At 34.9% G+C, this 23,721-nt stretch carries 24 protein-coding genes; 16 read left to right on the forward strand and 8 right to left on the reverse strand.

The window, feature by feature from the left end; genetic code table 11:
- Nucleotides 1-115: 115 nt before the first annotated feature.
- The 10 genes from MQX03_RS07055 (at nucleotide 116) to MQX03_RS07100 (ending at nucleotide 10,446) form a co-directional block, all read left to right on the forward strand.
- Nucleotides 116-718, forward strand: a complete 603-nt coding sequence (locus tag MQX03_RS07055) for a plasmid pRiA4b ORF-3 family protein (RefSeq protein ID WP_242802281.1) — start codon at nucleotides 116-118, stop codon at nucleotides 716-718.
- Nucleotides 719-1,097: 379 nt separating this feature from the next.
- On the forward strand, nucleotides 1,098-2,369 hold the full coding sequence (locus tag MQX03_RS07060; protein ID WP_242802282.1) for an alpha-amylase family glycosyl hydrolase: 1,272 nt from the start codon (nucleotides 1,098-1,100) through the stop codon (nucleotides 2,367-2,369).
- 144 nt (nucleotides 2,370-2,513) lie between these two features.
- Entirely contained in the window at nucleotides 2,514-2,954 is a 441-nt protein-coding gene (locus MQX03_RS07065; protein ID WP_242802283.1) for a GreA/GreB family elongation factor, read from the forward strand.
- A gap of 3 nt (nucleotides 2,955-2,957) precedes the next feature.
- Complete coding sequence (locus MQX03_RS07070) at nucleotides 2,958-3,608, forward strand: hypothetical protein (RefSeq protein WP_242802284.1); 651 nt, start codon at nucleotides 2,958-2,960, stop codon at nucleotides 3,606-3,608.
- 101 nt (nucleotides 3,609-3,709) lie between these two features.
- Nucleotides 3,710-4,459, forward strand: coding sequence for an SDR family NAD(P)-dependent oxidoreductase (locus MQX03_RS07075; RefSeq protein ID WP_242802285.1), 750 nt, complete (start codon nucleotides 3,710-3,712; stop codon nucleotides 4,457-4,459).
- Nucleotides 4,460-4,567: 108 nt separating this feature from the next.
- Nucleotides 4,568-5,362, forward strand: a complete 795-nt coding sequence (locus MQX03_RS07080; protein ID WP_129534562.1) for a thymidylate synthase — start codon at nucleotides 4,568-4,570, stop codon at nucleotides 5,360-5,362.
- 45 nt (nucleotides 5,363-5,407) lie between these two features.
- Nucleotides 5,408-5,647: a hypothetical protein gene (locus tag MQX03_RS07085; protein WP_242802286.1), complete on the forward strand. Its 240-nt coding sequence runs from the start codon at nucleotides 5,408-5,410 to the stop codon at nucleotides 5,645-5,647.
- 381 nt (nucleotides 5,648-6,028) lie between these two features.
- Complete coding sequence (locus tag MQX03_RS07090; RefSeq protein WP_242802287.1) at nucleotides 6,029-6,259, forward strand: hypothetical protein; 231 nt, start codon at nucleotides 6,029-6,031, stop codon at nucleotides 6,257-6,259.
- Nucleotides 6,260-6,269: 10 nt separating this feature from the next.
- A complete protein-coding gene (locus tag MQX03_RS07095; protein ID WP_242802288.1) occupies nucleotides 6,270-8,780 on the forward strand; it encodes a M1 family metallopeptidase in 2,511 nt (836 codons plus the stop codon).
- Nucleotides 8,781-9,117: 337 nt separating this feature from the next.
- Nucleotides 9,118-10,446 (forward strand): hydroxymethylglutaryl-CoA synthase family protein, encoded by a 1,329-nt coding sequence (locus MQX03_RS07100; protein WP_242802289.1) that lies wholly within the window; start codon nucleotides 9,118-9,120, stop codon nucleotides 10,444-10,446.
- 56 nt (nucleotides 10,447-10,502) lie between these two features.
- On the opposite strand, the gene MQX03_RS07105 is transcribed toward MQX03_RS07100, so the two are convergent.
- A complete protein-coding gene (locus MQX03_RS07105; protein ID WP_242802290.1) occupies nucleotides 10,503-11,423 on the reverse strand; it encodes a helix-turn-helix domain-containing protein in 921 nt (306 codons plus the stop codon).
- 180 nt (nucleotides 11,424-11,603) lie between these two features.
- Here MQX03_RS07105 and MQX03_RS07110 point away from each other — a divergent pair, with 180 nt between their 5' ends.
- Nucleotides 11,604-13,133, forward strand: coding sequence for an aldehyde dehydrogenase family protein (locus MQX03_RS07110; protein ID WP_242802291.1), 1,530 nt, complete (start codon nucleotides 11,604-11,606; stop codon nucleotides 13,131-13,133).
- 494 nt (nucleotides 13,134-13,627) lie between these two features.
- Nucleotides 13,628-14,014: a DUF779 domain-containing protein gene (locus MQX03_RS07115; protein ID WP_129534555.1), complete on the forward strand. Its 387-nt coding sequence runs from the start codon at nucleotides 13,628-13,630 to the stop codon at nucleotides 14,012-14,014.
- A 2-nt stretch (nucleotides 14,015-14,016) separates the two neighbouring features.
- Here MQX03_RS07115 and MQX03_RS07120 read toward each other — a convergent pair whose 3' ends face one another.
- Nucleotides 14,017-14,547, reverse strand: a complete 531-nt coding sequence (locus MQX03_RS07120; RefSeq protein ID WP_242802292.1) for a hypothetical protein — start codon at nucleotides 14,545-14,547, stop codon at nucleotides 14,017-14,019.
- Nucleotides 14,548-14,560: 13 nt separating this feature from the next.
- Nucleotides 14,561-15,760, reverse strand: a complete 1,200-nt coding sequence (locus tag MQX03_RS07125; protein ID WP_242802293.1) for a dicarboxylate/amino acid:cation symporter — start codon at nucleotides 15,758-15,760, stop codon at nucleotides 14,561-14,563.
- A gap of 94 nt (nucleotides 15,761-15,854) precedes the next feature.
- Between MQX03_RS07125 and MQX03_RS07130 the strand changes: the two genes are divergently transcribed.
- The 3 genes from MQX03_RS07130 to MQX03_RS07140 are packed head-to-tail and all read left to right on the forward strand — an operon-like array spanning nucleotide 15,855 to nucleotide 17,639.
- On the forward strand, nucleotides 15,855-16,766 hold the full coding sequence (locus tag MQX03_RS07130) for a DnaJ C-terminal domain-containing protein (protein WP_242802294.1): 912 nt from the start codon (nucleotides 15,855-15,857) through the stop codon (nucleotides 16,764-16,766).
- 3 nt (nucleotides 16,767-16,769) lie between these two features.
- Nucleotides 16,770-17,072, forward strand: a complete 303-nt coding sequence (locus tag MQX03_RS07135; RefSeq protein WP_242802295.1) for a chaperone modulator CbpM — start codon at nucleotides 16,770-16,772, stop codon at nucleotides 17,070-17,072.
- A 30-nt stretch (nucleotides 17,073-17,102) separates the two neighbouring features.
- A complete protein-coding gene (locus MQX03_RS07140; RefSeq protein ID WP_242802296.1) occupies nucleotides 17,103-17,639 on the forward strand; it encodes a hypothetical protein in 537 nt (178 codons plus the stop codon).
- A gap of 49 nt (nucleotides 17,640-17,688) precedes the next feature.
- On the opposite strand, the gene MQX03_RS07145 is transcribed toward MQX03_RS07140, so the two are convergent.
- Both MQX03_RS07145 and MQX03_RS07150 read right to left on the reverse strand, forming a co-directional pair.
- Nucleotides 17,689-18,672 (reverse strand): PLP-dependent cysteine synthase family protein, encoded by a 984-nt coding sequence (locus MQX03_RS07145; protein ID WP_129534550.1) that lies wholly within the window; start codon nucleotides 18,670-18,672, stop codon nucleotides 17,689-17,691.
- Between the two features lie 457 nt (nucleotides 18,673-19,129).
- Nucleotides 19,130-20,359, reverse strand: coding sequence for an ABC transporter permease (locus MQX03_RS07150; protein WP_242802297.1), 1,230 nt, complete (start codon nucleotides 20,357-20,359; stop codon nucleotides 19,130-19,132).
- A 4-nt stretch (nucleotides 20,360-20,363) separates the two neighbouring features.
- On the opposite strand from MQX03_RS07150, the gene MQX03_RS07155 reads away from it, so the two are divergent.
- Nucleotides 20,364-21,560, forward strand: coding sequence for an exo-beta-N-acetylmuramidase NamZ family protein (locus MQX03_RS07155; RefSeq protein WP_242802298.1), 1,197 nt, complete (start codon nucleotides 20,364-20,366; stop codon nucleotides 21,558-21,560).
- A 49-nt stretch (nucleotides 21,561-21,609) separates the two neighbouring features.
- Here the strand turns inward: MQX03_RS07155 and MQX03_RS07160 are convergent, their stop codons facing one another.
- From MQX03_RS07160 to MQX03_RS07170, 3 genes are read right to left on the reverse strand one after another with little or no spacing between them, the layout of a single operon-like run.
- Nucleotides 21,610-21,816 carry a hypothetical protein gene (locus MQX03_RS07160; protein WP_229985573.1) on the reverse strand — a complete coding sequence of 69 codons (207 nt, stop codon included), beginning with the start codon at nucleotides 21,814-21,816 and terminating at the stop codon, nucleotides 21,610-21,612.
- 1 nt (nucleotide 21,817) lies between these two features.
- Complete coding sequence (locus MQX03_RS07165; RefSeq protein ID WP_242802299.1) at nucleotides 21,818-22,444, reverse strand: DUF3575 domain-containing protein; 627 nt, start codon at nucleotides 22,442-22,444, stop codon at nucleotides 21,818-21,820.
- Nucleotides 22,445-22,453: 9 nt separating this feature from the next.
- Entirely contained in the window at nucleotides 22,454-23,629 is a 1,176-nt protein-coding gene (locus MQX03_RS07170) for a thioredoxin family protein (protein WP_129534545.1), read from the reverse strand.
- Between the last annotated feature and the right edge of the window lie 92 nt (nucleotides 23,630-23,721).

A 23,721-nucleotide genomic window follows, 5' to 3' on the forward strand; every position in this document is an offset into this window, starting at 1 on the left:
AAAAAAAAATTCTAAAAATTTATTAAATATTCTTTTCTAAAATCTCATTTATTATATATTTGCAACAGAATTTGATCAATAGAAATAAGGTAAAAATAGAAATTGGAATAGCAGTATGGTTTACAAAATCCGTGTAATATTAGATACAAAAGAAGATATTTTCCGTGATGTTGAAATTAAAGGAAAACAAACACTCTGGAACCTTCATTTAGGAATCAAAAGTGCTTTCAACCTTAGTGGTGATGAGCTTTCTACTTTTAATCTCCTAGAAGAAGATGGTACGATTGTGAAGAGCGTTCCTTTGGAAGATATGAGTGATGAAGGGGATGGCGAGATTATGTCAGACGTTTACATCGATGAAGCATTTGAAGCAGCTGGTGATAAGGCACAGTTTCAGTACGGTTTACTTGATCTGTGGGAGTTTTTCTGCGAATTGGTAGAAGTGATTGACGAAACGAAAGGTGTTAATTATCCGATAACCGTTTACAGATTCGGAAATGCTCCATTAAAAGCTCCAAGCAAAAGCGGAGGTGCAGGCTCAAAAAACAAAAAATCAGCTATGCCTTTGATGGATGATGATTTTGGTTTTGAAGATGACTTCGGGGCAGGCAACAGTTTTGCAGACGAAGATGATGACAGCTTCGATGATGACGAAGATGACGACTACAACGATGATGTCTTCGATGATGAAGATGACAGCGACGACGATAGAATCTAAAAAAATACAGCCCTGAAAATTTATTTTCAGGGTTTTTTATTGAAATTAATCACAAGATAATTCAACACGCATACTCAAAAAAACTCTCCTACTTTATCAGGAGCTATTTCCCGTCATCCACTCATACTCCTCGCAAGCCAGCCTGTCCTGAGCCTGTCGAAGGGCTTGCTGTGGGGTAACCGTTTCTACCGGGGCTAGGGAAGAGGTCGATTTTACAGATTTCGCTGATAAAAGAATATAAAGTAAAATTCACAGATTACAATTCACTTTTAAATCTGCAAATTCCTATTTTTGTTTAAGTTAATCAACGAGGAACGATCAAACCTCATTATTTATGGGATAGAATTTATTCTACACCACTCAAAAACATCAGAAAAACATGGATTTACCTATAGAATGGAAACATACCACCAATATTTACGAAGTTAATCTAAGACAATATACTCAGGAAGGAACTTTCAAAGCATTTGAAAAAGAAATGCCACGCCTCAAAAACATGGGTGTGAAAACCCTTTGGTTCATGCCTATTACTCCCATTGCCCAACTCAATAAAAAAGGAAGTTTGGGAAGCCAATATGCCGCTTCAGACTACACATCAATCAATCCCGAATTCGGAACGATGGATGAATTTAAACACATGGTCAACGAAGCACACCGTTTAGGTTTCAAAGTAATCATCGATTGGGTTGCCAATCATACAGGTTGGGATCATGTCTGGACAAAAACTCATCCCGAATTTTATTTAAAAGATCCGGACGGAAGCTTCCACAAAGCATCAGGAATGGATGACATCATCGAATTGGACTATAAAAACCAAGAGATGAGAAAAGCGATGATTGATGCCATGAAATTTTGGGTAAAAGAAACCAATATCGACGGTTTCCGATGTGATCTGGCATCATGGGTAGAATTAGATTTTTGGATCGAAGCAAGACCCGAAGTCGAAAAACTAAAGCCACTTTTCTTCATCGGAGAATATGATGAGCTCGAAAATCCTGATTACGGAAAAGTTTTTGATGCAAGTTATTCATGGAAATGGATGCATAAGTCAGCCGATTATTATCAAAAAAATGAGCCCATAAGTGAATTGATAGATTTGCTTAAACAATATTCTACAATCGGAGATTCATCCATGAGAGCATGGTTTACGACCAATCACGACGAAAACTCATGGAACGGAACAGAATTTGAAAAATATGGCGATATCACATTGCCAATGGCTGTGTTTTCAGCAACCTGGAACGGAATTCCTCTTTTATATTCAGGTCAGGAACTTCCAAACTTAAAAAGACTGGAGTTCTTCGAAAAAGATATCATCGACTGGAACGGAAATTATGAGATGGCAGATTTCTATAAAACGTTATTAAACTTAAAATCATCAAATCCTGCTTTGCGTGGCGGAGATTCCGCAGTTTCAACTTATCTTCTAAGCACCACAGCTAATGATAAAATTTTGGCGTATGTGAGAAAGAACGGACAAGATGAGGTTTTAGTGGTTTTAAATTTTTCAAAAGATCCGGTAAATTTTACTATTCAGGATGAGAATTTAAGCGGAACTTTCAATAATGTTTTTGACAAAACAAAACGAGACTTCAGCGAGGGAAAAGATTTTAATTTTAAAGTTTCTGATTTCGCTGTTTTTGAAAAATAAAGTATAACTTAAAGTAAAATATTTTAAAACATCAATAGGAGCGGGCTTTAGCCCGCTTTCAGCTTACAATACTAAAATTGGCTTTAGCAAAAACTTAATTTTCTTCACTTTTATTTAATTTATAAATTCAAGATTACTTTCAAAATGAACAAAGAAAATATACTGCAAATTCTTAAAGATAAAATTTCAGAAAAAATAAAAATCTTCGAAAATCTTATTGCCGAAACCCGTGCATCAAGCAACGATACCAAAAGTTCGATGGGTGATAAATATGAAACCGGTCGTGAAATGCTGCAGCAGGAAATTAATAATATCCAAAGGCAATTAAATGAAACCTTAAACCAACAGAATTTCCTGAAAAAATTAAACACAGAGGTCTGTACAAAAGTTCAGAATGGAGCTTTGGTAAAGACAGATAAAGGATTTTTCTATATTTCGGTATCGTCAGGAGAAATTGTTTTTGAAGGCAAAAAAATAATGACCATTTCAAGTGAATCACCGTTGGCAAAAGCAATGTTTGGCAAGAAAATAGCTGAGACGTTTCTCATCAACAATGTCAATCAAATCATTGAAGAAATTGGATAAAATATGATATATCTTAAAAATTTTCTGTCAGCTTTATTTTTAATAGCTTATTCTTTCGCTTTTGGGCAAATTAAAGCAAATATTTCAGCTAAAACCAACGACTTACAGTCTGTAGATATTACCATTGATGATGTAACGATTCAACTAAATAGTAATGGTGAAATTTCAGGTTTTAAAACAAACAATTTAGACGGAGAGGTAGATTATTATGATGACGCGAATTTTGATGCATACAGATTTGGAAAACTAAAAAACATCGGAAGTTTAAAAATTGATTATTGGGATATTTTAGATAAAAGTGATGTAAGATCTGGCAAGATTAAAAACGTAGGCAATGTTTCAATAGATTACTATGATAATTTCGATAAAGAAAAGTCAGGTAAGGTAAAGAACATCGAGAATCTGAAAGTTGATTATTGGGAAAAAGATATTATGGATAACAGCAGATTGGGGAAATTAAAATCCATAGGAAATATATTGATTGATTACGGGCAGAAAGACATCACTGATTCTAGCAAATATAAAAAACTAATCAAGTTCGGAACTGTAAGTTTAGATTATTGGAATGATAAAATCTTTAATAAAGAGAAATTCGGAAGAATAAAATCGATTAAAGGAAATTCAAAAGATGTTTCTGTTAATTTAGTTTGGTAATCTAAAAGTTTAAGAAAAATTTACCATTGCTTCATATTGAATCTTAAATTGATTGTCATAAATTTAGTATAGAATTAAATACAAACAAAAATTTTATCAATATGGGAATTTTACATAATAAAGTAGCTCTGGTAACAGGAGCAGGTTCAGGAATCGGATTGGCAATTGCTCAGTCTTACGCAAAAGAAGGTGCTAAAGTTATCGTTTCTGATATCAATGAAGAGCACGGAAATCAGGCGGTAGAAAAAATAAAATCTGAAGGTGGTGAAGCATCTTTTGTGAAAGCTGATACTTCGAAAGCAGAAGAGGTAGAAGCTCTTGTGAAATCAACAGTCGAAATCTATGGAAGATTAGATATCGCTTGTAACAATGCCGGAATTGGCGGTGAAGCCAATCAAACCGGAGATTACAGTCTTGAAGGATGGAAAAAAGTAATCCATATCAATCTCGACGGCGTTTTTTACGGATGTAAATATGAACTTAATCAAATGGAGAAAAACGGTGGCGGAGTAATCGTCAATATCGCTTCGATACACGGAACGGTTGCAGCACCACTTTCTTCAGCATATACTTCAACCAAACATGCAGTTGTTGGCCTAACAAAAAATATTGGCGCTGAGTATGGAAAGAAAAATATTCGTTGCAATGCAGTTGGTCCAGGATATATCGATACACCATTATTGAATCAGCTAGACAAAGAGCATAAAGATGCATTGATCTCAAAACATCCTATGGGAAGGCTTGGGACATCTGAAGAGGTTGCTGAATTGGTTCTTTTTTTAAGCTCTGAAAAATCTTCTTTCATGACAGGAGGTTACTATCTTATTGACGGTGGATATACCGCAGTTTAATAGATTTTAATTAAACATACGATACGAAGCATTCATGAAAATGGATGCTTTTTTTAATACTTTTTTGGATTAGAATCTTTAAATTTGGAACTTGAAAATTCTCTTAAAATGCAAAATTATTTAGACCTTCTAAAACATATCAAAGAAAACGGAACCGACAAAACCGACCGTACCGGAACGGGAACAAGAAGTGTTTTTGGGTATCAGTTGAGATATGATTTGTCTAAAGGTTTTCCGATGGTAACAACCAAAAAGGTGCATTTGAAATCAATTATTTACGAATTGCTTTGGTTTTTAAAAGGTGATACCAACGTAAAATATCTGAATGACAATGGTGTAAGCATTTGGGACGAATGGGCAGATGAAAATGGAGATTTAGGTCCTGTTTATGGTGCTCAATGGAGAAGCTGGAACGGAGCGGATAATAAAGTGGTTGATCAGATTTCGGAAGTGATTGACCAGATTAAAAAAAATCCGGATTCCAGAAGATTAATCGTTTCTGCTTGGAACGTTGCAGAGATTCCAAACATGGCTTTGGCACCGTGCCACGCACTCTTTCAGTTTTATGTAGCTGACGGAAAATTGTCTTTACAATTGTACCAGAGAAGTGCTGACGTGTTTTTAGGAGTTCCTTTTAATATTGCAAGTTATGCGCTTTTATTGATGATGGTTGCTCAGGTTTGTGACCTTGAAGTGGGAGATTATGTTCATAGTTTTGGAGATGTTCACATTTACAATAATCATTTTGAGCAGGTCGAAAGACAGCTTTCAAGAGATCCGAAAGCGCTTCCTACCATGAAACTAAATCCTGAGATTAAAGATATTTTCGATTTTAATTTTGAAGATTTTACCTTAGAAAACTACGATCCACATCCAGGAATCAAAGCGCCGGTAGCGATTTAATATTTTATTAATAATTTCATTAACTTTGATTTAAAATCAGGAATTATGGAAATTAAAATCAGTTTAGACGAATACGCAGACGTTCCTTTTATCAAAAAACTATTATCACAAATAAAAGGTATTACGAGTTTTGAGGTTTCTGAGAATGACAAAATTGATTCTTGGAAAGAGATTGAAAATTCTGATGAATTTAGAAAATTGATTGAAAAAAGTCGTAATGAAATCAAAAATGGAGAATGTAAAGAATATTCGGAAGAATTGATAGGTTTCATTTTTAAAAAGTAATGAAAGTTATATTTTCAAATACTGCGATTGAAAGCCTTAAATAAATCATAGGTTTTTTGAATGAACGTTGGACTCAAAAGGAAATTAAATTATTTAATAAAGACTTAGAAAAAGTGATTGAGTCATTTAATGATTAATTAATTTCATATCAGACGATAGATTCAGATAGTCAATTAAGATTTGCATTATTGGGAAAGAAGCAAGTTAAGGTATATTTTGAAGTGAAAAAAAATTGTGTAGAAATTTTATTATTTCTTCCTTCAAAAGGTAATCCTGAAAACATCCATAAGCTATTTTTAAAATAAAGAAAATATAAAAAAGTGAAGCCAAAAAACTTCACTTTTTTTGTAACTATTCATCATAAAATACTACTTATTTACTATGAAATCAATTAAATTGACCTTAGAGCAAAATGTTGATGCCGAGAATTTAAAACAAATTCTGCTGCAGATAAAAGGAGTAGCTTCAATTGAGATCATTAATGAAGATAATCCTGAAAGCGAACTGAAAAAAGCTTTTGCCAAGACTAAAGAACAGCTTAAAAAAGGAGATTACGAAACGTTAGTCAACGATATTTTCGAAATCATTACAAAAAATAATACAAAAAAATAAAAGGAAAGAAATGAAGAAAATCATTTTATCTATTGCAATATTGGGAGCTTTGTTTTCCGGAAATGTATCTGCACAAACCGAAACTTCAGGCAGAGAAAAAGTCTACAGAGCAACATCTGCGAAAGTAACGGAACTTAAGCATACCAAGCTTAAAGTCAACTTCGATTATCAGAAAGAGCAGATGAATGGGGAAGAGTGGCTGACAGCTTCTCCTTACTTTTATGCGACCAACGAGTTGATTCTGGATGCAAAAGGAATGTTGATTCATGAAGTTGCTTTGGATAACAATGGCAAGAAATCTCCTTTGAAATTTGATTATAAAAATGATGTTTTAAAGATTATTTTAGACAAAACCTATCAGAAAAATCAGGATTATACGGTTTACATCAAATACACAGCTCGTCCGAATGAAGTGAAGCAAGAAGGAAGCATGGCAATCAGCGATGCAAAAGGTCTTTATTTTATCAACGCTCAAGGTCAGGATCCTGATAAACCAACCCAAATCTGGACGCAAGGAGAAACTGAATCTTCTTCAGCTTGGTTTCCGACGATCGATAAATCAATTCAAAAAACAACTCAGGAAATCTACATGACGGTTCCTGATAAATATGTAACGTTGTCAAATGGTCTTCTTAAAGATTCTCAGAAAGAATCAAATGGTTTAAGAACTGATCATTGGGTGATGGATAAAAGACACTCAACGTACCTTTTCTTCATGGGAGTTGGTGAATATGCCGTTGTAAAAGATAAATGGAAGAATATTGCTGTTGATTATTACATCGAGAAAGAATACGAACCTTACGCAAAACAGATTTACGGAAATACTCCTGAAATGATTGAGTTTTTCTCTAAAAAATTAGGGTATGATTATCCTTGGTCAAAATATGCGCAGATTTCAGGTAGAGATTACGTGAGCGGCGCCATGGAAAATACAACTGCAACACTTCACGGAAGTGATATTTTACAAAAACCGGGACAGTTAATTGATGAAAATAAATGGGAAGATACCATCGCTCACGAATTGTTTCACCATTGGTTCGGAGATTTGGTAACTGCTGAGAGCTGGAGTAATTTGACGGTTAACGAATCTTTTGCCAACTACTCAGAATATCTTTGGAACGAGTATAAATACGGAAAAGATCAGGCAGATTACCATCAGATGGAAGATGTGAATCATTACATTCACAATCCTTCAGATTTCAAAAAAGATTTGGTGAGATTTGATTATGCTTCTCGAGAAGACGTTTTCGATTTGGTAACGTATCAGAAAGGTGGCGGAATTCTTCACATGCTGAGAAATTATTTAGGAGATGAAGCTTTTTTTGCCGGAATGAATGATTACCTAAAAACCTATGAATACAAGAATGCCGAAGCTCACCAACTGAGATTATCTTTCGAAAAAGTTTCGGGTAAAGATTTAAACTGGTTCTTCAATCAATGGTATTTTGGAAGCGGGCATCCAAAATTGAATTACTCTTACACTTTTGAGCCGGTAAAAAAACAAGTGACTGTAGTTGTCAATCAGTCTCAGGAATTGCCGTTCGAATTTCCTTTAACGATTGATGTGTACGATAACGGAAAACCAAAAAGACAGCAGGTTTGGGTCACTGCAGCTGCAAAAAATACATTCAGCTTTGATGTCTCAAAAAATCCTGATTTGGTCAACATTAATGCAGACGGAATATTGGTTGCAGACGTTACTGAAACTAAAACACCCGAGCAGAATCTGATGCAGTTTATAGGTTCGAAAGAATTTAAAAGCAGATACAATGCTTTAACGGCTATCAAAGATCAGGTAGGAAAAAGCCCTGCAGTTACAAAATTATTGTCTGCGGCGTTGAAAGATCCTTATTTCAGAGTAAGACAAAAAGCTTTGGAGTTAATGGATTTATCAAATGCTGAACAGCTAAAAGCTTTGGGAGCAGATGTTGAGAAATTAGCATCAAATGATCCTAAAACTTTGGTGCAGGGTGCGGCGATTGCAGCTTTGGCAAAGACAAAAGATAAAAAATACCTTCCGATTTTCGAGAAAGGGGTCAATGCCGTTTCAAATTCTGTAAAAGGAAATTCTGTTGCAGCAGCTTTAGATGTTGATCCTTCCAAGGCAAATACTTTGGCTGATAAAATCGATTTGAACGGAGCTTCAGAAGATTTATTAAGTAAAATGCTTCCGGTTATTGTTAAAAATAAAGTGACTTCTCAAATGTCGAATATTGCTTCACTGGTTGCTTTTTATCCTTTCATTAAATTCCAGAATCCTGAATTGGGGAAATCTGCGGAAGAAGGATACAACTGGATCATGACTTCCGATAATTTAAAAGCTACAGAAAGCATTACCAAAATTTTAGGTCAGGCAAAAGGACAAATGGGAGAAAATCCTCAGGTAAAAATGATGATTTCTCAAATGTTAAAAGATGGTTTGACGAAGAAAATGGAACTTCTGAAACAAAATCCTCAAAAAGCTTCAAGCATCAATCCACAGATTGACGCTATTAATAAAGCAATTGAAAATTTCAAATAGTAAATCAATATATATTTTTCTAAGCATCTCCTTATTGGAGGTGCTTTTTTATTTAAAACTTGTTTATAATTCCTGATTTTAAGAATTGAAAGACCTTGTGTTCTTTGCTAAGTGGGACGCCTTTGCCTCAATTTATAAATTGATTATTTGAATCGGCGAAACTTCGTTTTGTGAACTTAAAAACAGTTAGTGGTAAAAAAAGCTTAGCGAGCTTTGCGTTAAAATAATTTTCACAAAAACAATAAGTAATTAAATTAATAATTTCCTCAAAAATTTATACGATAATGAAGCTTTTTTTGCACTATCTTTTATAAATTCGTATTAAAATTAAACGATTATGGGTTTTGGAATTGAGGCAGCGAGTTACTATGTGTCATCTTTATATTTGGAAATTAAAGACTTAGCAGAAAAAAGAGGAATTGAACCTGCAAAACTGGAGAAAGGTTTAGGATTACATAAAATGGGTTTTCCTGATGTCCATGAAGATGCAGCCACCTTTGCCGCAGAAGCTTTACTTAAATTAATCAGAGACTACGAAATCAATCCAAAAGAAATTTCAAGAATTTATTTAGGAACAGAAAGCGCAATCGATGCCGCAAAACCTACCGCTTCCTACGCAATGCAAATGGTAGAAAAAGTTTTGGAATCTGAGTTTGGAGAGAGATGTTTCAGAAACTGTGACGTGGTAGATATGACTTTTGCCTGTATCGGTGCCGTAGATGCACTTCACAACTCATTAGATTTTGTAAGAGTAAATCCTGATAAAAAAGCAATAGTTATCGCAAGTGATTATGCAAAATACGAATTGGCTTCTTCCGGTGAATATACGCAGGGGGGAGGTGCCGTTTCTTTATTAATCTCTGCTAAACCAGATTTAATTGAAATAGAAAACAATTGGGGAGTCGCTACAGAAAGTGTTTTTGATTTTTTCAAACCAAGACGGCATTTCAAAAAAGAAGATTTAACGAATGCTCCTAAAAGCTTTCCCGATAAAATTGAGATTTTTACAGATGAGCCGGTTTTTGACGGACAGTATTCCAATCAGTGTTATCAGGATAGAATCAGAGAAGCGTATGAACATTATAAAGTAGTTTCAGGAAAAGAAAAGCCTTATGAAATCTGGAAATATTTGATTTTCCATCTTCCATACGCATTCCATGGGAAAAGAGTTTTTACTGAAATTTACAGCTTAGAAAATGGACTTTCCTATTCAAATCCTGACGAACAGAAAGTGGTTGCAAAATCTGAAGAGTATTTGAAATTCATTAATGAAAAAATCGAAAAAACGCAGCGCGCATCTTCAGAAATAGGAAATATGTACACCGCCTCGATTTTTATGGCTTTACTTTCAGGTTTACAGACTTCTTTTAATGAAAATGAAGAATTAGCTGGAAAGGAGATAGGGTTTTTAGGCTATGGAAGCGGATCAAAATCAAAAGTTTTTGCCGGAAAAGTTTCTGAAAACTGGAAAAGTGTCGTTGAAAAATGGAATTTATTTGAAAATTTGAATGAACGTTTAGCCATTGACTTTGATACGTATGAAAAGCTCCACAGAAAACAGCTTGAACATTCTGTAAATCCTGATTATAACGGATTTGGTCTGCAATCCGTAGAATTGGAAAATCCAGCTTTATTGGGAGCGAGATATTATGGTTATAAAGGATAAATCATCAAGAAAGCATCTCTATTGAGGTGCTTTTTAATTTTATTAAATTTAAACAACTAATAACTAACAACTCCATTCTGATAGCTCTTCGGCGTCACTCCAACCAACTGCTTAAAAACTCTGGTAAAGTAATTAGTATCAGAAAAACCTGTCTGAAAAGCAGTTTCTTTGATGCTGTTATTTAAAGCTAAAAGCTCTTTTGCTTTGTTAATTCGCTCTTGAAGGATAAAATCATTTGGGGAAGTTCCCAGCTCATCTTTAAACATTTTAAAGAAATTAGACTTGCTTACATACGCCAATTTCGCAATACTGTCGATAGAAAGTTTCTGATGAATATTGTTTTTGATATAATCTACCACAAAACCGATTCTTGATTTATTTTTAGCCAAATTTTTCTCTACCATACTTCTTGCCTGTGTTTGCATGAGTCTAATTAAGAGTTCTTTTAAAGCGAAATCAGCCATGATGTCTTTTTGAGAATTGTCATCCATGGCGATTCTCATAATGTTATTGGTGGCTGAAGCCAGTGATTTATTGTTAAATAGAAAATATTCGTCAAGCTGTAGATTCCATGATGAGGTTTCATCTACTTTGGCGAAATTATAGTTCAGATAATTCAGAGAGTTTTCGATAAACTCGGGATTTAAACTCAAAGAAATACATTGTGATGGCGTTTCATCAGCATCTGGGAAATCTATTACCATCGTTTCGCCGGGCGCAACTAAAACACTTTCTCCGGGGAAATAATCGAAATAATTGGTTTTGTTCTCCAATTTCATGTATTTTCTTCCTTGAAGCATTGCCGTGAAAGCAATCGTATCAAAATGCAGTTTTACATCAAAAGCAGCCTTGTGAGTTTCATAAATGCTGAATTCACAATTGTTAAGATTAAATTTAGTCTGATTTTCAACTAAGTTTAAAAGCTGATTTTCCTTCTTTAATTCAGGAGTATTCAATAAAAACTTATGATTGTTCATTTCTAAATTTATTTAAGTGGCGACTTCTATCAAATATAGAAATTATATGATTAAAAACATGTTAATGAAATGATAAAGTCTGCCTTCTACACTATTGTGAAGTTTTTTTGTAGGATTTTGCTATTGGTTTGGTTGAAGTCGGTGTAATTTGGTTGAAGATAAAATCAAAACAATACGAATATGAGCACAGCAACAGAACAAAAATCAGACACGGTATTACAGTGGCCTGAATTCAAAAAACAATATGATAACTTTATCAACGGTGAATTTACAGCACCCGTAAATGGTAAATATTTCGATGTGATTTCTCCCGTTGACGGAAAAGTTTTCACACAAGCGGCACATTCTTCAAAAGAAGATTTAGAATTGGCTGTAAATGCAGCCGATAAAGCATTTCAAACCTGGAAAGACACTTCATCTACAGAAAGGAGTGTCATTTTAAATAAAATAGCCGACAGAATCGAGCAGAATTTAGAATATCTTGCCATCGTAGAAACCATCGATAATGGTAAAGCGGTGAGAGAAACTTTGGCAGCAGATTTACCTTTGGCAGTCGATCATTTCAGGTACTTTGCTTCGGTTATCAGAGCGGAGGAAGGTTCGCATAATGAATTGGATAAAGACACGGTTTCATTAATCGTTCACGAACCGCTTGGTGTCATCGCACAAATCATTCCATGGAATTTCCCAATCTTAATGGCTGTTTGGAAATTGGCTCCGGCATTGGCAGCAGGAAACTGTGTGGTCTTAAAACCGGCAGAAAGCACGCCAATTTCAATTCTTATATTGGTCGATTTAATTAAAGACTTACTTCCGGCAGGAGTTGTGAATATCGTGAATGGTTTCGGAGCTGAATTGGGAAGGGCTTTGGTAACGAATCCAAAAATAAACAAAGCTGCGTTCACAGGTTCTACGGCGACAGGTCGTTTGGTGATGCAGTACGCAACAGAAAATATCATTCCGGTAACTTTAGAATTGGGTGGGAAATCTCCAAACGTTTTCTTCAGTTCAGTGATGGATGCTGATGATGAATTTTTAGATAAAGCTATTGAAGGAGCAGTTTTATTTGCTTTAAATCAGGGTGAAATCTGTACTTGTCCGTCAAGATTATTGGTTCAAGAAGATATTGCCGATGCATTCATTGCCAAAGTAATCGAACGAGTAAAAGCAATTAAAGTAGGAAATCCTTTAGATAAAACCGTGATGATGGGAGCGCAGGCTTCAAAAATTCAGAAAGACAAGATTCTTTCTTACATCAAATTAGGGAAAGAAGAAGGTGCCGAAGTTTTAGTAGGTGGTGATGTGAATCATGTAGGAGAAAATCTTGAAGAAGGATATTACATCCAGCCGACGATTTTCAAAGGAAACAACAGAATGAGAATATTCCAGGAAGAGATTTTCGGACCTGTTTTAGCGTTTACCACGTTCAAAGACGAAGAAGAAGGAATCAAGATTGCCAACGATACTATTTACGGACTTGGAGCGGGAGTTTGGACGAGAGATGCGCATCAATTGTATAACGTGCCACGTCAGATTCAGGCGGGTAGAGTTTGGGTGAACCAGTATCACTCATATCCTGCAGGAGCACCGTTTGGTGGATACAAGCAGTCGGGGATCGGTAGAGAAAACCACAAAATGATGTTGGATCATTACCGTCAGACCAAAAATATGTTGATTTCGTACAGCAAAAACAAATTAGGTTTCTTTTAATTTAAATATTTAGGGCGTGCCCGTTTTCCCCGTTTGTCACGGGGAAAAACGGTCGGGCTATCCAGGGCTGCACTTCGTTTCGGTGCTTCGCACCGGCGAGTTCCTCGCCGCCCTTCCTATCCCTCACGCAAAAGTTGTGTGAAAAACACATCTCTATATTTGGTTTATGTAAAGTCTGGCAATGCTTGTTTTGTCAGACTTTTTTAACTTTATAAAATAGAATATATTAAATTTCTCGAAGTATTAGAAACCAAATGTTGTTTCAAAGACATTAAAAATGACTTAGGAAATGGAGGCGTTAAGAAAATTAAAAATTAATCCGTTAAAAAATTCCCACTGTTTGAGCACGTTAAAAATATTAAATAAAAGAAAAAATTACCAAATCGTGCGAGTTTTGGGGATTTTAGGATTAAATTTTAATTTTTAGCCGGAATTTCCAGTCTTGAACTTTTGGTTCTTTTGCTTCAAGGCAAAAGAACAATAAAAAAATCATTATGGAAACAAAGAAAATATCAAGACTCTCAGTTACAGAAAAAGCCCTCGAGCTTATTTGGGAACTCGAAAAAAAGCATGGCGAACTCATGTTTTACCAGGCGGGAGGATGCTGTGAAGGTACACAACCCCAATGTTTCGAAAAAGGCGGCTACTTTCCGAGAATGAATGATGCCATGATCGGAACCATCAACGAACATGAATTCTGGATAGACCGAGATTTATTTGAATATTGGCAATATTCACATTTCACCTTAGATGTTCTGGAAGGCTTCGGACCAGGTGGATTTTCGTTGGAAACACCATTGGGGAAAACATTTAAAGTACACTACAGATTATTTACACCAGAAGAATTGCAAAACTTGGAACCTATAAAACGAAGTGAATGATTTCACTTGCAGCTTTTAAACTGATTGTTTTTTGAAGCAATAAAATTCAATTCTCTTTCAAAGTCATATTTATCTCTCTTAATATTTCTTTTTAAAATAAAATACTGAATGATTGTTATCAATATTGGAATGACAATTAAGAAATAATTTTCGTTGTTTTGAATTTCTTGTGATGCGATAAAAAGGAAAAGAAGAATTCCTATGATAGAAGCTATAAAAGGATAAATGAAGGGAGTGAATTCTATTTTAATGACTGTTTTATTCTTTTCTTCTACAATATTTCCTTTTATAATAGAACGATAAATATTAATGTCAAATAAATGTTTTCTTCTTTTTATAATGAAGTTGTCCGGATTGATTAATCCTCGGTATTCAAATCTTGTGGGAATTCCGTGATCAGGAATTAAAGATATGAAACTTGTATTTGTTTCGTAGGTGATTTTTTTTAAACTTTCAACAAATTCAGATTTATCCATCTCAATATTGAAATTCAAATGATCATACAGTCCTATGTTTTTAAAAAATGAATCCATAATAAAATAATCATCAAACTTTCACAAACCGATTCACAAACATTGCCGCCACAATATCACCCACAGCATTTAAAACCGTCGCCAAAGGATCAACCAAAGTCCCAATAATAATCACAGCAGGAATCGCTTCCTGTGGCAGCTGATATACAGAAATCATTAGCATTTCGCCGATATAACCACCATTCGGAATTCCACCTGCAACGATGCTGACGAAAACTGTGATTCCTAGAGCTAAGAGAAGATTGGAAGGTTCAAAAAAATCTCTGCCAATAATCTGAAACGCTACGTAAATTTTAATAATAGAAGACATCGACGAACCGTTTTTATGAAGCGTCGTTCCAATCGGAATCACAAGATTTGCAATCGAACTAGGAATTCCAATCTTCGATGCTGCTAATAAATTAGTAGGCATTGTTGCAAAACTGCTGCAGGTACTCAATGCTGTTAATGTCGGAAGAATAGCGTTTTTCCAGAAACTTTTGATTCCGGTCTGTCCGTTTGCCATGAATGCGTAGAGAGTGAAAAATACAAAGAAGTAGATAATTCCTGCGATGTAATACAGTCCTAAAGGCTTAGCATAAAATCCGAAAAGCTGAGGCCCTAAGGTCGCTACCTGATATGCAAAGTATGCTCCCAGACCGATCGGTGCAATTTTCATAATCATTAGAAGCAATTCCTTCATTACTTCATATCCCGAAGCAATAAAAACTCTGAAAGGTTTTCCATTTTCTCCCGATTTTCTTGTGGCAAATCCTGTCATGAATGCAAAAATCAATAATGCAAGCATATTTTTGCGTGAAAAGAGTTCCGTAAATTCTCCTACCGTAAAGAAACTGACAATTTTGTCGCCCCAGTTTTCTTCTTTGGTCGCTTCAGCAATGATTTCTGAGCTTCCCGAAATAGATGAGACCGGAAATAAATATACCGCTCCGATTGTAAACAAAGCAGCCGTTAAATTGAAAAAAAGAAAAGTAAATGACATGACCATAATGATTTTGCCAAACTTAGATTCCTGTTCCAGCGAAGCAATAGAATTGGCCACTGCAAAAAATACCAACGGCACCACACTTACGAAAAGAAGATTCAGAAAAATATCTCCCAGAGGTTTTATGTACTCAACGATTTGTGGGGCAACAATACCAATAATACTTCCAATGGTGATCCCGAGAAGTAAAAACAGAATTCCTGAGTAATTTTTGAGAACCTCTTTCATGCCATGATTTTTAGTAAAGATAGATTTATTTTTAACAATTTCTAAGATGTTTGTTTGCCTTAATTGTTCTAAATTTGAGTAAACATTCGTTTCTATGGCTTATATAGATTATTATAAAATTTTAGGCGTAGACAAAAGCGCAACGCAGGACGATATCAAAAAAGCGTACCGCAAGCAGGCAAGAAAACTGCATCCAGACCTTAACCCCAACGACAAAGAAGCTGAGCGAAAATTCAAAGAGCTGAATGAAGCTAATGAAGTCCTAAGCAATCCCGAAAATCGTGCGAAATATGATAAGTACGGTGAGAATTGGAAGCATAGCGAACAGTACGAACAGGCACAGCAACAAAGACAATATCAGAACCAAAGCGGAAACCGTGGTGGTTTTTCAGGTGCTGATTTTGGCGAGGGTGAAGATTTTTCAGATTTTTTCCAGAGTATGTTTGGCGGTGAAGGTGGCGGATTCGGCAGAAATTCACGCGGAAGTGCGTCAGGAAAATTCAAAGGTCAGGATGTGCAGGCAGAACTGAATTTAAACTTAAAAGATGCTGCAAAGACTCATCAGCAGACTTTCGATATTAATGGGAAAAAGGTAAGAATTACAATTCCTGCGGGAGTTTCTGATGGACAAAAAATCAAACTAAAAGGTCACGGAAACCCAGGCTTTAATGGCGGGCCGACAGGAGATTTATATATTACATTTAACATCGCTGCTGATCCTAATTTCGAAAGGGTAGGAGATGATTTAAAATCTAAAGTGACGATCGATTTGTACACCGCAGTTCTGGGTGGAGACGTTAAAGTGGAAACTTTAGAAGGAAGCGTAAATCTCAAAGTAAAACCGGAAACCCAAAGCGGAACAACGGTGAGATTGAAAGGCAAAGGTTTTCCGGTCTATAAAAAGGACGGTGAATTTGGTGATTTGTTTGTGACCTATGATGTGAAATTACCGACAAATCTTACGGAAAAACAGAAAGAACTTTTTGAACAACTTAAAAATTCTTAAATCATGAGCGAAAGAATATCACGGGAAGAACTCGTAAAAATATACAATGTTGAAATTAATTTTTTTGATGAATTGGTTGATTATGGCTTGTTGAGAGTAGAAACTGAAGATAACATTCGGTATCTGATTTATGAAGATCTTCATGTTTTTGAAAAGTTTACCAATTGGCATTATGACCTTGAAATTAACCTGCCCGGTTTGGAGGTAATTCATGATATGCTCAGTAAAATGGAAGATTTAAAGAGAAAAAATCGCGAATTGATGAATAAACTTTCAGCAATTAGTGAGAGATATGAAGATATTTAATTTAGTTTTGTAGACTAAAACACGCATTATATGGCTAGAATCAACGACGACAAAATCATCAACTTAAAAATCAATAAAAAAGATTTTGAAGATATTTATCTCAACGGAAATCAAGGAAGTTTGTTTTTGTCGCCTACGGTAAAAGGAAAACTCATCACTACCATCGTAGTTGCAGTGATTTTGTTGATATTGTTTTACTTTAGAGATGATTTAAGCAAAGAAAAATTCGGGATTTTATACTTTGTAAGTTTTCTTTTTCTGCTTTGTGCGGTCTATTTATCTTTAGCCATCAACAAGGTTACAAAGTGGAAAAAAGAAGTCGTGAAATACCTGAAAACACTTGAAAACACTGAGATTTATCAGATTCAGTTTAATGCTAAAGTTTTTAAAGTAAACCTCAATGACAATAAAGAGACCAGCCTTTGGACAGAATTTACAGCTGCCGAAATCAGCGATAAATTTATAGGCTTGGAAGGGAAATTCAATTATATGTTTCCGAAAAAATCAATGTCGGATGCAGATTTTGGATTGTTGAAAGAGGCCGTGCAGAAAAATGTTTTAGAATAAAAAAACTCAGAGCTGAAACTCTGAGTTTAAATTTATAATGAAAAGCTGATTAATCTAACCAACCCATTTCTTTCATCCACTCGTCGTTGTAGATTTTCCCAACGTATCTTGAACCGTGATCATGAAGTAACACAACAATCACATCGTCTTTCGTAAACTGATCTTTCATCTGAACCAAAGCTGCCATTGCGCTTCCCGCCGAATATCCACAGAAAATTCCTTCTTCTTTTGCCAATTTTCTTGCGTAGATGGCTCCGTCTTTATCGGTCACTTTCTCGAAATGATCGATCACCGACATATCGTAATTTTCAGGAAGAATATCTTCACCAATACCTTCTGTGATGTAGGTATAGGCGTTTTCTAATTTAATTTCACCCGTTTCGTGAATTTCCTTCAAGATTGAACCGTAAGTATCAACTCCAAGTATTTTAATGTCTTTATTTTTTTCTTTAAAGAACATTCCACAACCTGTAATTGTTCCACCTGTTCCGGCTCCCACTAAAAAATGAGTCAGTTTTCCGTCAGTCTGTTCCCAAATTTCTGGTGCAGTAGACTCGTAATGAGCTGCTCTGTTTGATAAATTATCATATTGATTTACGTACCATCCGTTTTCTGTTTCTTTAGCCAGTCTCTTAGAAACTGAGTAATAAGAACGCGGATCTGTAGGTTTTACATCAGTCGGGCAAACGATAACTTCAGCTCCAACAGCACGAAGAATGTCGCATTTTTCTTTAGATTGTTTTGCGTTGGTCACAAAAATACATTTGTAGCCTTTGATGATCGCTGCAAGAGCCAATCCCATTCCTGTATTTCCTGAAGTACCTTCGATAATTGTTCCTCCTGGTTTTAATCTTCCGTCTTTTTCGGCATCTTCAATCATTTTCAGAGCCATTCTGTCTTTAACCGAATTTCCTGGGTTGAAGGTTTCTACTTTTGCCAATACCAATGCCGGGAAATCTTCTCCCAACACTTTATTAATTTTCACAAGAGGTGTGTTTCCTATGGTTTCGAGAATATTTTCTGCGTATTTCATACTTGTTTTTTTTCTGCGGGGCAAATATACGGCTTTCAAATGAGTTAAGAGAAGAGATGTTATTAAATGAATTACAAGGGTTGAATTAGTTTTTAGGAGCTAATTCCTGCTAGTAGTTTACACTGAGCGAAGTCGAAGTGCTGTATCTTTTGTTCCGCTTTGCTTCACAAAAGGATGTCGCTGCAATCAGGGCTATGGTAGTGAGTCTTCAGGAGTTAAATCTGGTCTAAGTAGCTACTGACTGACCTTTGTGTACTCATGTTTTAGACCACCCCGTCAAAAATTCCTTTAGAATTTTCGCCACCCCTCCAGCGGAGGGGAATTCTGTGTTACAAATATTTGTAATGATACAAGAGGTGAAGCAATTTACAAATTGATTAAAAACTATTCAACCAAAATAGATGTCAGAGTTACATTCTGCTTGTAAAATTCACAATTCACATTTAAAATTCATCTTTTAGCTATACTTAATAGACTTCACCGGAGAAATTTTACTGATCAGATAGCTTGGGATAATTAAAGCCAATCCGGAAATAAATAATATACCGGCAGAGATTGAAAGTATAATAAGAGGATTTAAATCTACAGGAACAACACTGACATAATAGTCTTTCGGATCTAATTTAATAATTCCAAAAAACTTTTGAATTAATAGAAGTCCAAGACCAATGGCGTTTCCGAAAAGTAAACCGGGAACCATAATAATGAGTGTGTAATTGATAAAAGTAGCTCTTATCTGACCATTCGTAGCTCCTAAAGTTTTAAGTAAACCAATAGAATTCGTTCTTTCAATAATCAAAATAAGCAGAACCATAATGATATTAATAATCACAACCGTTAGCATAATGGTGATGATTATCCCGATGTTGGTATCAAAAAGACCTATCCAATCATTGATCTGAGGAAATTTATCAGTTGCCTTTTCTGCATAGTTTTTATAGCCAATTACTTTATCAATCTCGATAGAATCTTTGTCGATGTCATTTACATTTTTAAAGAAAATATCAATTCCACCAATATCTTCGGGCGTCATATCCTGAATTTTTCTCACATGATTCACATCACCAATCACAAACTGATCGTCAATCATTTTGATGTCGGTTTTGTAGATTCCAACTACCTGAAACTTTCTGTAGATTTGCTTTTGATCTTCCTTTGCAAAGACCGTTACAATGTTGTCGTTGAGTTTCAGATGCAGATCATTGGCTATCTTTTCCGAAATAGTAACACCGTTGTTGTAGCCTTCTTCTGTAATCTTTGGAGTTTTACCTGCAATCAGGAATTTTTTAAATCTTAAGCTGTCAAAATCTTTTCCTACACCTTTAAAGATAATTCCTGCAAAACTATGCTCGTTACGCATAATTCCTGTTACCATAGCGTATTTTTGCACGCTTTCAACATCCGGGATTTCTTTCAGTTTGGCAATATTTAAACCTTGTTTGTCAAGAATTGAAGTATTGTAAGATGAGTTGGAACGGGTCGATTTTACAGTAATATGTCCGCTGAAATCTGCCAATCTCTCTTTAATGGCTTTTTTTGAACCAAAACCTGTGGAAACGGTAATCAAAGAAACAATGATTCCCAAAGCAACAGAAAGTCTGCCGATGAAGATGATCACCCGTGATAGGTTATTTTTGTTATCTTTGGAAAACGCTATTTTTCTAGAGAAATATAAAGGAAATTTCAAGCTTATGAATTTAGATTTCAAAATTAAAACTTTAGTTCTTATTTGCCTAATTTTTTTAGGAGTAATCAACCCATATTATTCTCAGTCTCAAGATCAGGAATGTTTTAAAACCGGTGCAGACCGACCAGAACTTTATTTGCCCTTATTGAAAGATAAAACCATCGGAATTGTGACCAACCAAACCGGTTTGATGAAAGACAAAACTCATGTTGTAGATTATCTGGTTAAAAACGGAATTAAAATTAAAACAATTTTTGCTCCTGAACACGGTTTCAGAGGTGATGCAGATGCAGGGGAAAAAGTGAAAAATGGGGTAGATGTTAAAACGGGAATTCCTATTATATCTCTTTACGGAGCTAATAAAAAACCAAAACCAGAGCAACTAAAAGGTTTAGATATTGTTTTATTTGATATTCAGGATGTTGGAGTGAGATTTTACACCTATATTTCTACTTTAACTTATTTAATGGAAGCAGGAGCTGAAAATAATGTCGAAATTCTGGTTTTAGACAGACCAAACCCACACGATGGATATATTGACGGACCGGTTTTAAAAAAGAAATGGGAAAGCTTTGTCGGAATGCATGAAGTTCCTGTTGTTTACGGCTTAACGATCGGTGAATACGGAAAAATGGTTAACGGAGAAAAATGGCTGAAGAATGGAGTGCAAGCAAAATACACTTTGATTCCGATGCAGAAGTATCATAAAAAACAGCGTTATGCCATTTTAGATAAGCCATCTCCCAATTTGCCTAATGATAAATCGATTAATCTCTATCCGAGTTTATGCTTTTTTGAAGGAACGCAGGTTTCTGTAGGAAGAGGAACAGATAGTCCGTTTCAAATCTATGGTTCACCATGGACGAAAAATTTGCCTTATCAATTCACTCCAAAACCAAACTTCGGAGCGAAAGATCCATTTTTAAATGGGAAATTGTGTTACGGAGAAAATCTTTCAAATTATTCTCAGGATTTGAGAAGTCTGAATTTAGAATGGCTGCTCAAAGCATATCAAAATTATAAAAATCCTCAACAAGATTTCTTTTTGAAGAATCTTTTCTTCGATACATTGGCAGGCAGTGATGATTTAAGAAAACAAATCGTTGCCGGAAAATCTGAATCTGAAATCAAAGCTTCATGGAAAGCTGATCTTGAAAAATTCTCAAAAATCAGAAGTAAATATCTGATTTATGAAGAATAAAAAAAATGTCAACTGCTAAACTTACAGTTGACATTTTTTTATGTTTTTCTTAATCAAAATTCTGTGGTGGGTTTTTATCATCTTTTCCTTTATTTAAAATAAAAAGTCCTATTGAGAGTCCAATAACTCCTGCAAAAGCTGTCATGAGCGCACGCTGCAATTTATCTGCTTCCTGATTTCCCAAATAATTCATCAAAAATAGGATTGCAAAAGTAATTACCGATATGATGATGTGGTTTCTTCCGAATAATTTCATACTACTTTAATTTATAAGATATCATTACACCTCCTCTGTAAGGGATGATTTCACCACTATGGTTATATCCTTCCGCAACATCATATCGTCTTCCTGTTTCGCGATCATATCCTTTGTAGAAATCCTGAGAAGTCCCAACAGTTCCATAAATATCCATGTTTAATCTGTCTGATAACCTGAATTGGTAACCAGCTGTAATTCCAAATAAAACAGAATATCCTTTTTGATATAAATTTGATTTTGTAAAAACTTCATTATTATCATTTATGTAATCACCTTCACCCCAATAATTCCATTTTTGTAAAACAAAAGACGATGCAGCAACATTTGCTCCTACATACCAGCCATTAAACGCTTCTTTAAAATAATACCTTCCCTCTACAGAAGCTGAATAGTATTGTAATTCATGCCCTGCAAATGATTTCCAGGGAGAGATAAGAACATCACCTTGTAAAGTATACTTTGAGTTGAGCTGATATTCAAGACCGGCGTTGATGACCCCAATCGGGATAAACAAAGCATTTCCTTTTAAACGTAAACTATTTTCGTTCTCTGAGATTTGCTCCTGAGCAGTCATTCGGTTTGCTGAGACTAATGCTAAGGCAGCTATAAAAATTTTGTATTTCAAATCGTCTTTTTATTTGATTTTACTTAATAATTCTGTCGCTAAATTGGCATCTTTTCCAGATTGTAAAGCCATGTTTTTTGATAATTCAGCGAAGTTTTTTGCTAAGTCTTTACTTCCTAAATTGTAATATATTTTTGCTAAAATATAAGTGTTTTCTGGAGTTTCACCACGCATGACCGATTTCTCAGCCCATTCTGCTGCTTTCTTTAACGAAGATTGTGTTTTGATATTGTCTGAGAAAATCCAGGCTGCCTTTAAAAGTTCGTTTGGTTCAAAAGAATCTGCGTTTTTATAATATTCTAACGCTGCTTTTTCGTATTCCAAGAAATTGGCATTTTGTTCATAATATGCTAATTTTGTTTGATTTAATTTTAAAATTGCTGCCTCTTTCCCAACTAAGGGTTCAGCAGTTTTTAAAAAATAATCGTCATTGATTTTCTTTGCTTTTTCGTCAATCGATTCTTGTACTACTTTGGCTAAAACCAATTGATTATTAAATTCTTTATAGTTTTCTTCAGGTAAAAATTTGATGATGTCTGCTTTTTGAGAAACAAATGTTTTGTAGTTGAGATCTTCTGTTGATTTTAAGAAATATAAAAGAAGACCAACATCGTCTTTGGTAAACTCGTCTGTTTTTTTTCTGTTGGAGAAGTATCTTTCAGAAGCTTGTTTTGCAAATTCGTAGTCAGCACTCGAATTCAACTTCATAATGTTGATGAGAAAATCTTTGTCTTTTTCACCTTTTGCAAAACGTTCTTTCAGCGAACCTTTTTTATTGTTTGGAGAATTGATATCCTGAGCCATTGCTAAGAAAATGCCTTCTTCCATGTACCCATAGTTTTGTGAAACCAATTCGCCGTCACCGTTTAAAAATAAATAAGTAGGATAGGAGCGAACGCCAAATTTTTGAGCAACCTCTCTTCCTTCACCTTTTTCCATGTCAATTCTTGCATTGACGAAGTTTTTATTATAAAAATCGCCTACAGATTTTTTGTTGAAAACATTCTTTTCCATCATCTTACAAGGGCCACACCAAGCAGCATATGCGTCGATAAAGACAAGTTTATTTTCCTCCTTAGCTTTTGCTACAAGATCTTTAAAAGGAAGATCCTGAAACTGAATTTCGTCCTGAGCAAAACCAAATATGGTGATAAAAATAAATAATCCGGAGATAATATTTTTCATTTTCAAATCAAAAATTTTAATAAGCGAAGATACTTAATTTTGACTGATAAGAATTGTTAAAAATATGTAAAAGTGAAAAAGCAATATTGCAG

Origin of the sequence: Chryseobacterium aahli, from assembly GCF_022699665.1 — a bacterium.
GTDB lineage: Bacteria > Bacteroidota > Bacteroidia > Flavobacteriales > Weeksellaceae > Chryseobacterium > Chryseobacterium aahli.

Excerpts from the sequence above, each read along its gene's own strand:
- MQX03_RS07055 (WP_242802281.1), top strand. The coding sequence starts at position 116 with ATGGTTTACAAAATCCGTGTAATATTAGATACAAAAGAAGATATTTTC.
- MQX03_RS07140 (WP_242802296.1), top strand. The coding sequence starts at position 17,103 with ATGGCTAGAATCAACGACGACAAAATCATCAACTTAAAAATCAATAAA.
- MQX03_RS07085 (WP_242802286.1), top strand. The coding sequence starts at position 5,408 with ATGGAAATTAAAATCAGTTTAGACGAATACGCAGACGTTCCTTTTATC.
- MQX03_RS07105 (WP_242802290.1), bottom strand. The coding sequence starts at position 11,423 with ATGAACAATCATAAGTTTTTATTGAATACTCCTGAATTAAAGAAGGAA.
- MQX03_RS07075 (WP_242802285.1), top strand. The coding sequence starts at position 3,710 with ATGGGAATTTTACATAATAAAGTAGCTCTGGTAACAGGAGCAGGTTCA.
- MQX03_RS07120 (WP_242802292.1), bottom strand. The coding sequence starts at position 14,547 with ATGGATTCATTTTTTAAAAACATAGGACTGTATGATCATTTGAATTTC.
- MQX03_RS07095 (WP_242802288.1), top strand. The coding sequence starts at position 6,270 with ATGAAGAAAATCATTTTATCTATTGCAATATTGGGAGCTTTGTTTTCC.
- MQX03_RS07065 (WP_242802283.1), top strand. The coding sequence starts at position 2,514 with ATGAACAAAGAAAATATACTGCAAATTCTTAAAGATAAAATTTCAGAA.
- MQX03_RS07110 (WP_242802291.1), top strand. The coding sequence starts at position 11,604 with ATGAGCACAGCAACAGAACAAAAATCAGACACGGTATTACAGTGGCCT.
- MQX03_RS07060 (WP_242802282.1), top strand. The coding sequence starts at position 1,098 with ATGGATTTACCTATAGAATGGAAACATACCACCAATATTTACGAAGTT.
- MQX03_RS07145 (WP_129534550.1), bottom strand. The coding sequence starts at position 18,672 with ATGAAATACGCAGAAAATATTCTCGAAACCATAGGAAACACACCTCTT.
- MQX03_RS07170 (WP_129534545.1), bottom strand. The coding sequence starts at position 23,629 with ATGAAAAATATTATCTCCGGATTATTTATTTTTATCACCATATTTGGT.
- MQX03_RS07080 (WP_129534562.1), top strand. The coding sequence starts at position 4,568 with ATGCAAAATTATTTAGACCTTCTAAAACATATCAAAGAAAACGGAACC.
- MQX03_RS07160 (WP_229985573.1), bottom strand. The coding sequence starts at position 21,816 with ATGAAATTATTCGGAAGAAACCACATCATCATATCGGTAATTACTTTT.
- MQX03_RS07115 (WP_129534555.1), top strand. The coding sequence starts at position 13,628 with ATGGAAACAAAGAAAATATCAAGACTCTCAGTTACAGAAAAAGCCCTC.
- MQX03_RS07070 (WP_242802284.1), top strand. The coding sequence starts at position 2,958 with ATGATATATCTTAAAAATTTTCTGTCAGCTTTATTTTTAATAGCTTAT.
- MQX03_RS07135 (WP_242802295.1), top strand. The coding sequence starts at position 16,770 with ATGAGCGAAAGAATATCACGGGAAGAACTCGTAAAAATATACAATGTT.
- MQX03_RS07090 (WP_242802287.1), top strand. The coding sequence starts at position 6,029 with ATGAAATCAATTAAATTGACCTTAGAGCAAAATGTTGATGCCGAGAAT.
- MQX03_RS07130 (WP_242802294.1), top strand. The coding sequence starts at position 15,855 with ATGGCTTATATAGATTATTATAAAATTTTAGGCGTAGACAAAAGCGCA.
- MQX03_RS07100 (WP_242802289.1), top strand. The coding sequence starts at position 9,118 with ATGGGTTTTGGAATTGAGGCAGCGAGTTACTATGTGTCATCTTTATAT.
- MQX03_RS07125 (WP_242802293.1), bottom strand. The coding sequence starts at position 15,760 with ATGAAAGAGGTTCTCAAAAATTACTCAGGAATTCTGTTTTTACTTCTC.
- MQX03_RS07155 (WP_242802298.1), top strand. The coding sequence starts at position 20,364 with ATGAATTTAGATTTCAAAATTAAAACTTTAGTTCTTATTTGCCTAATT.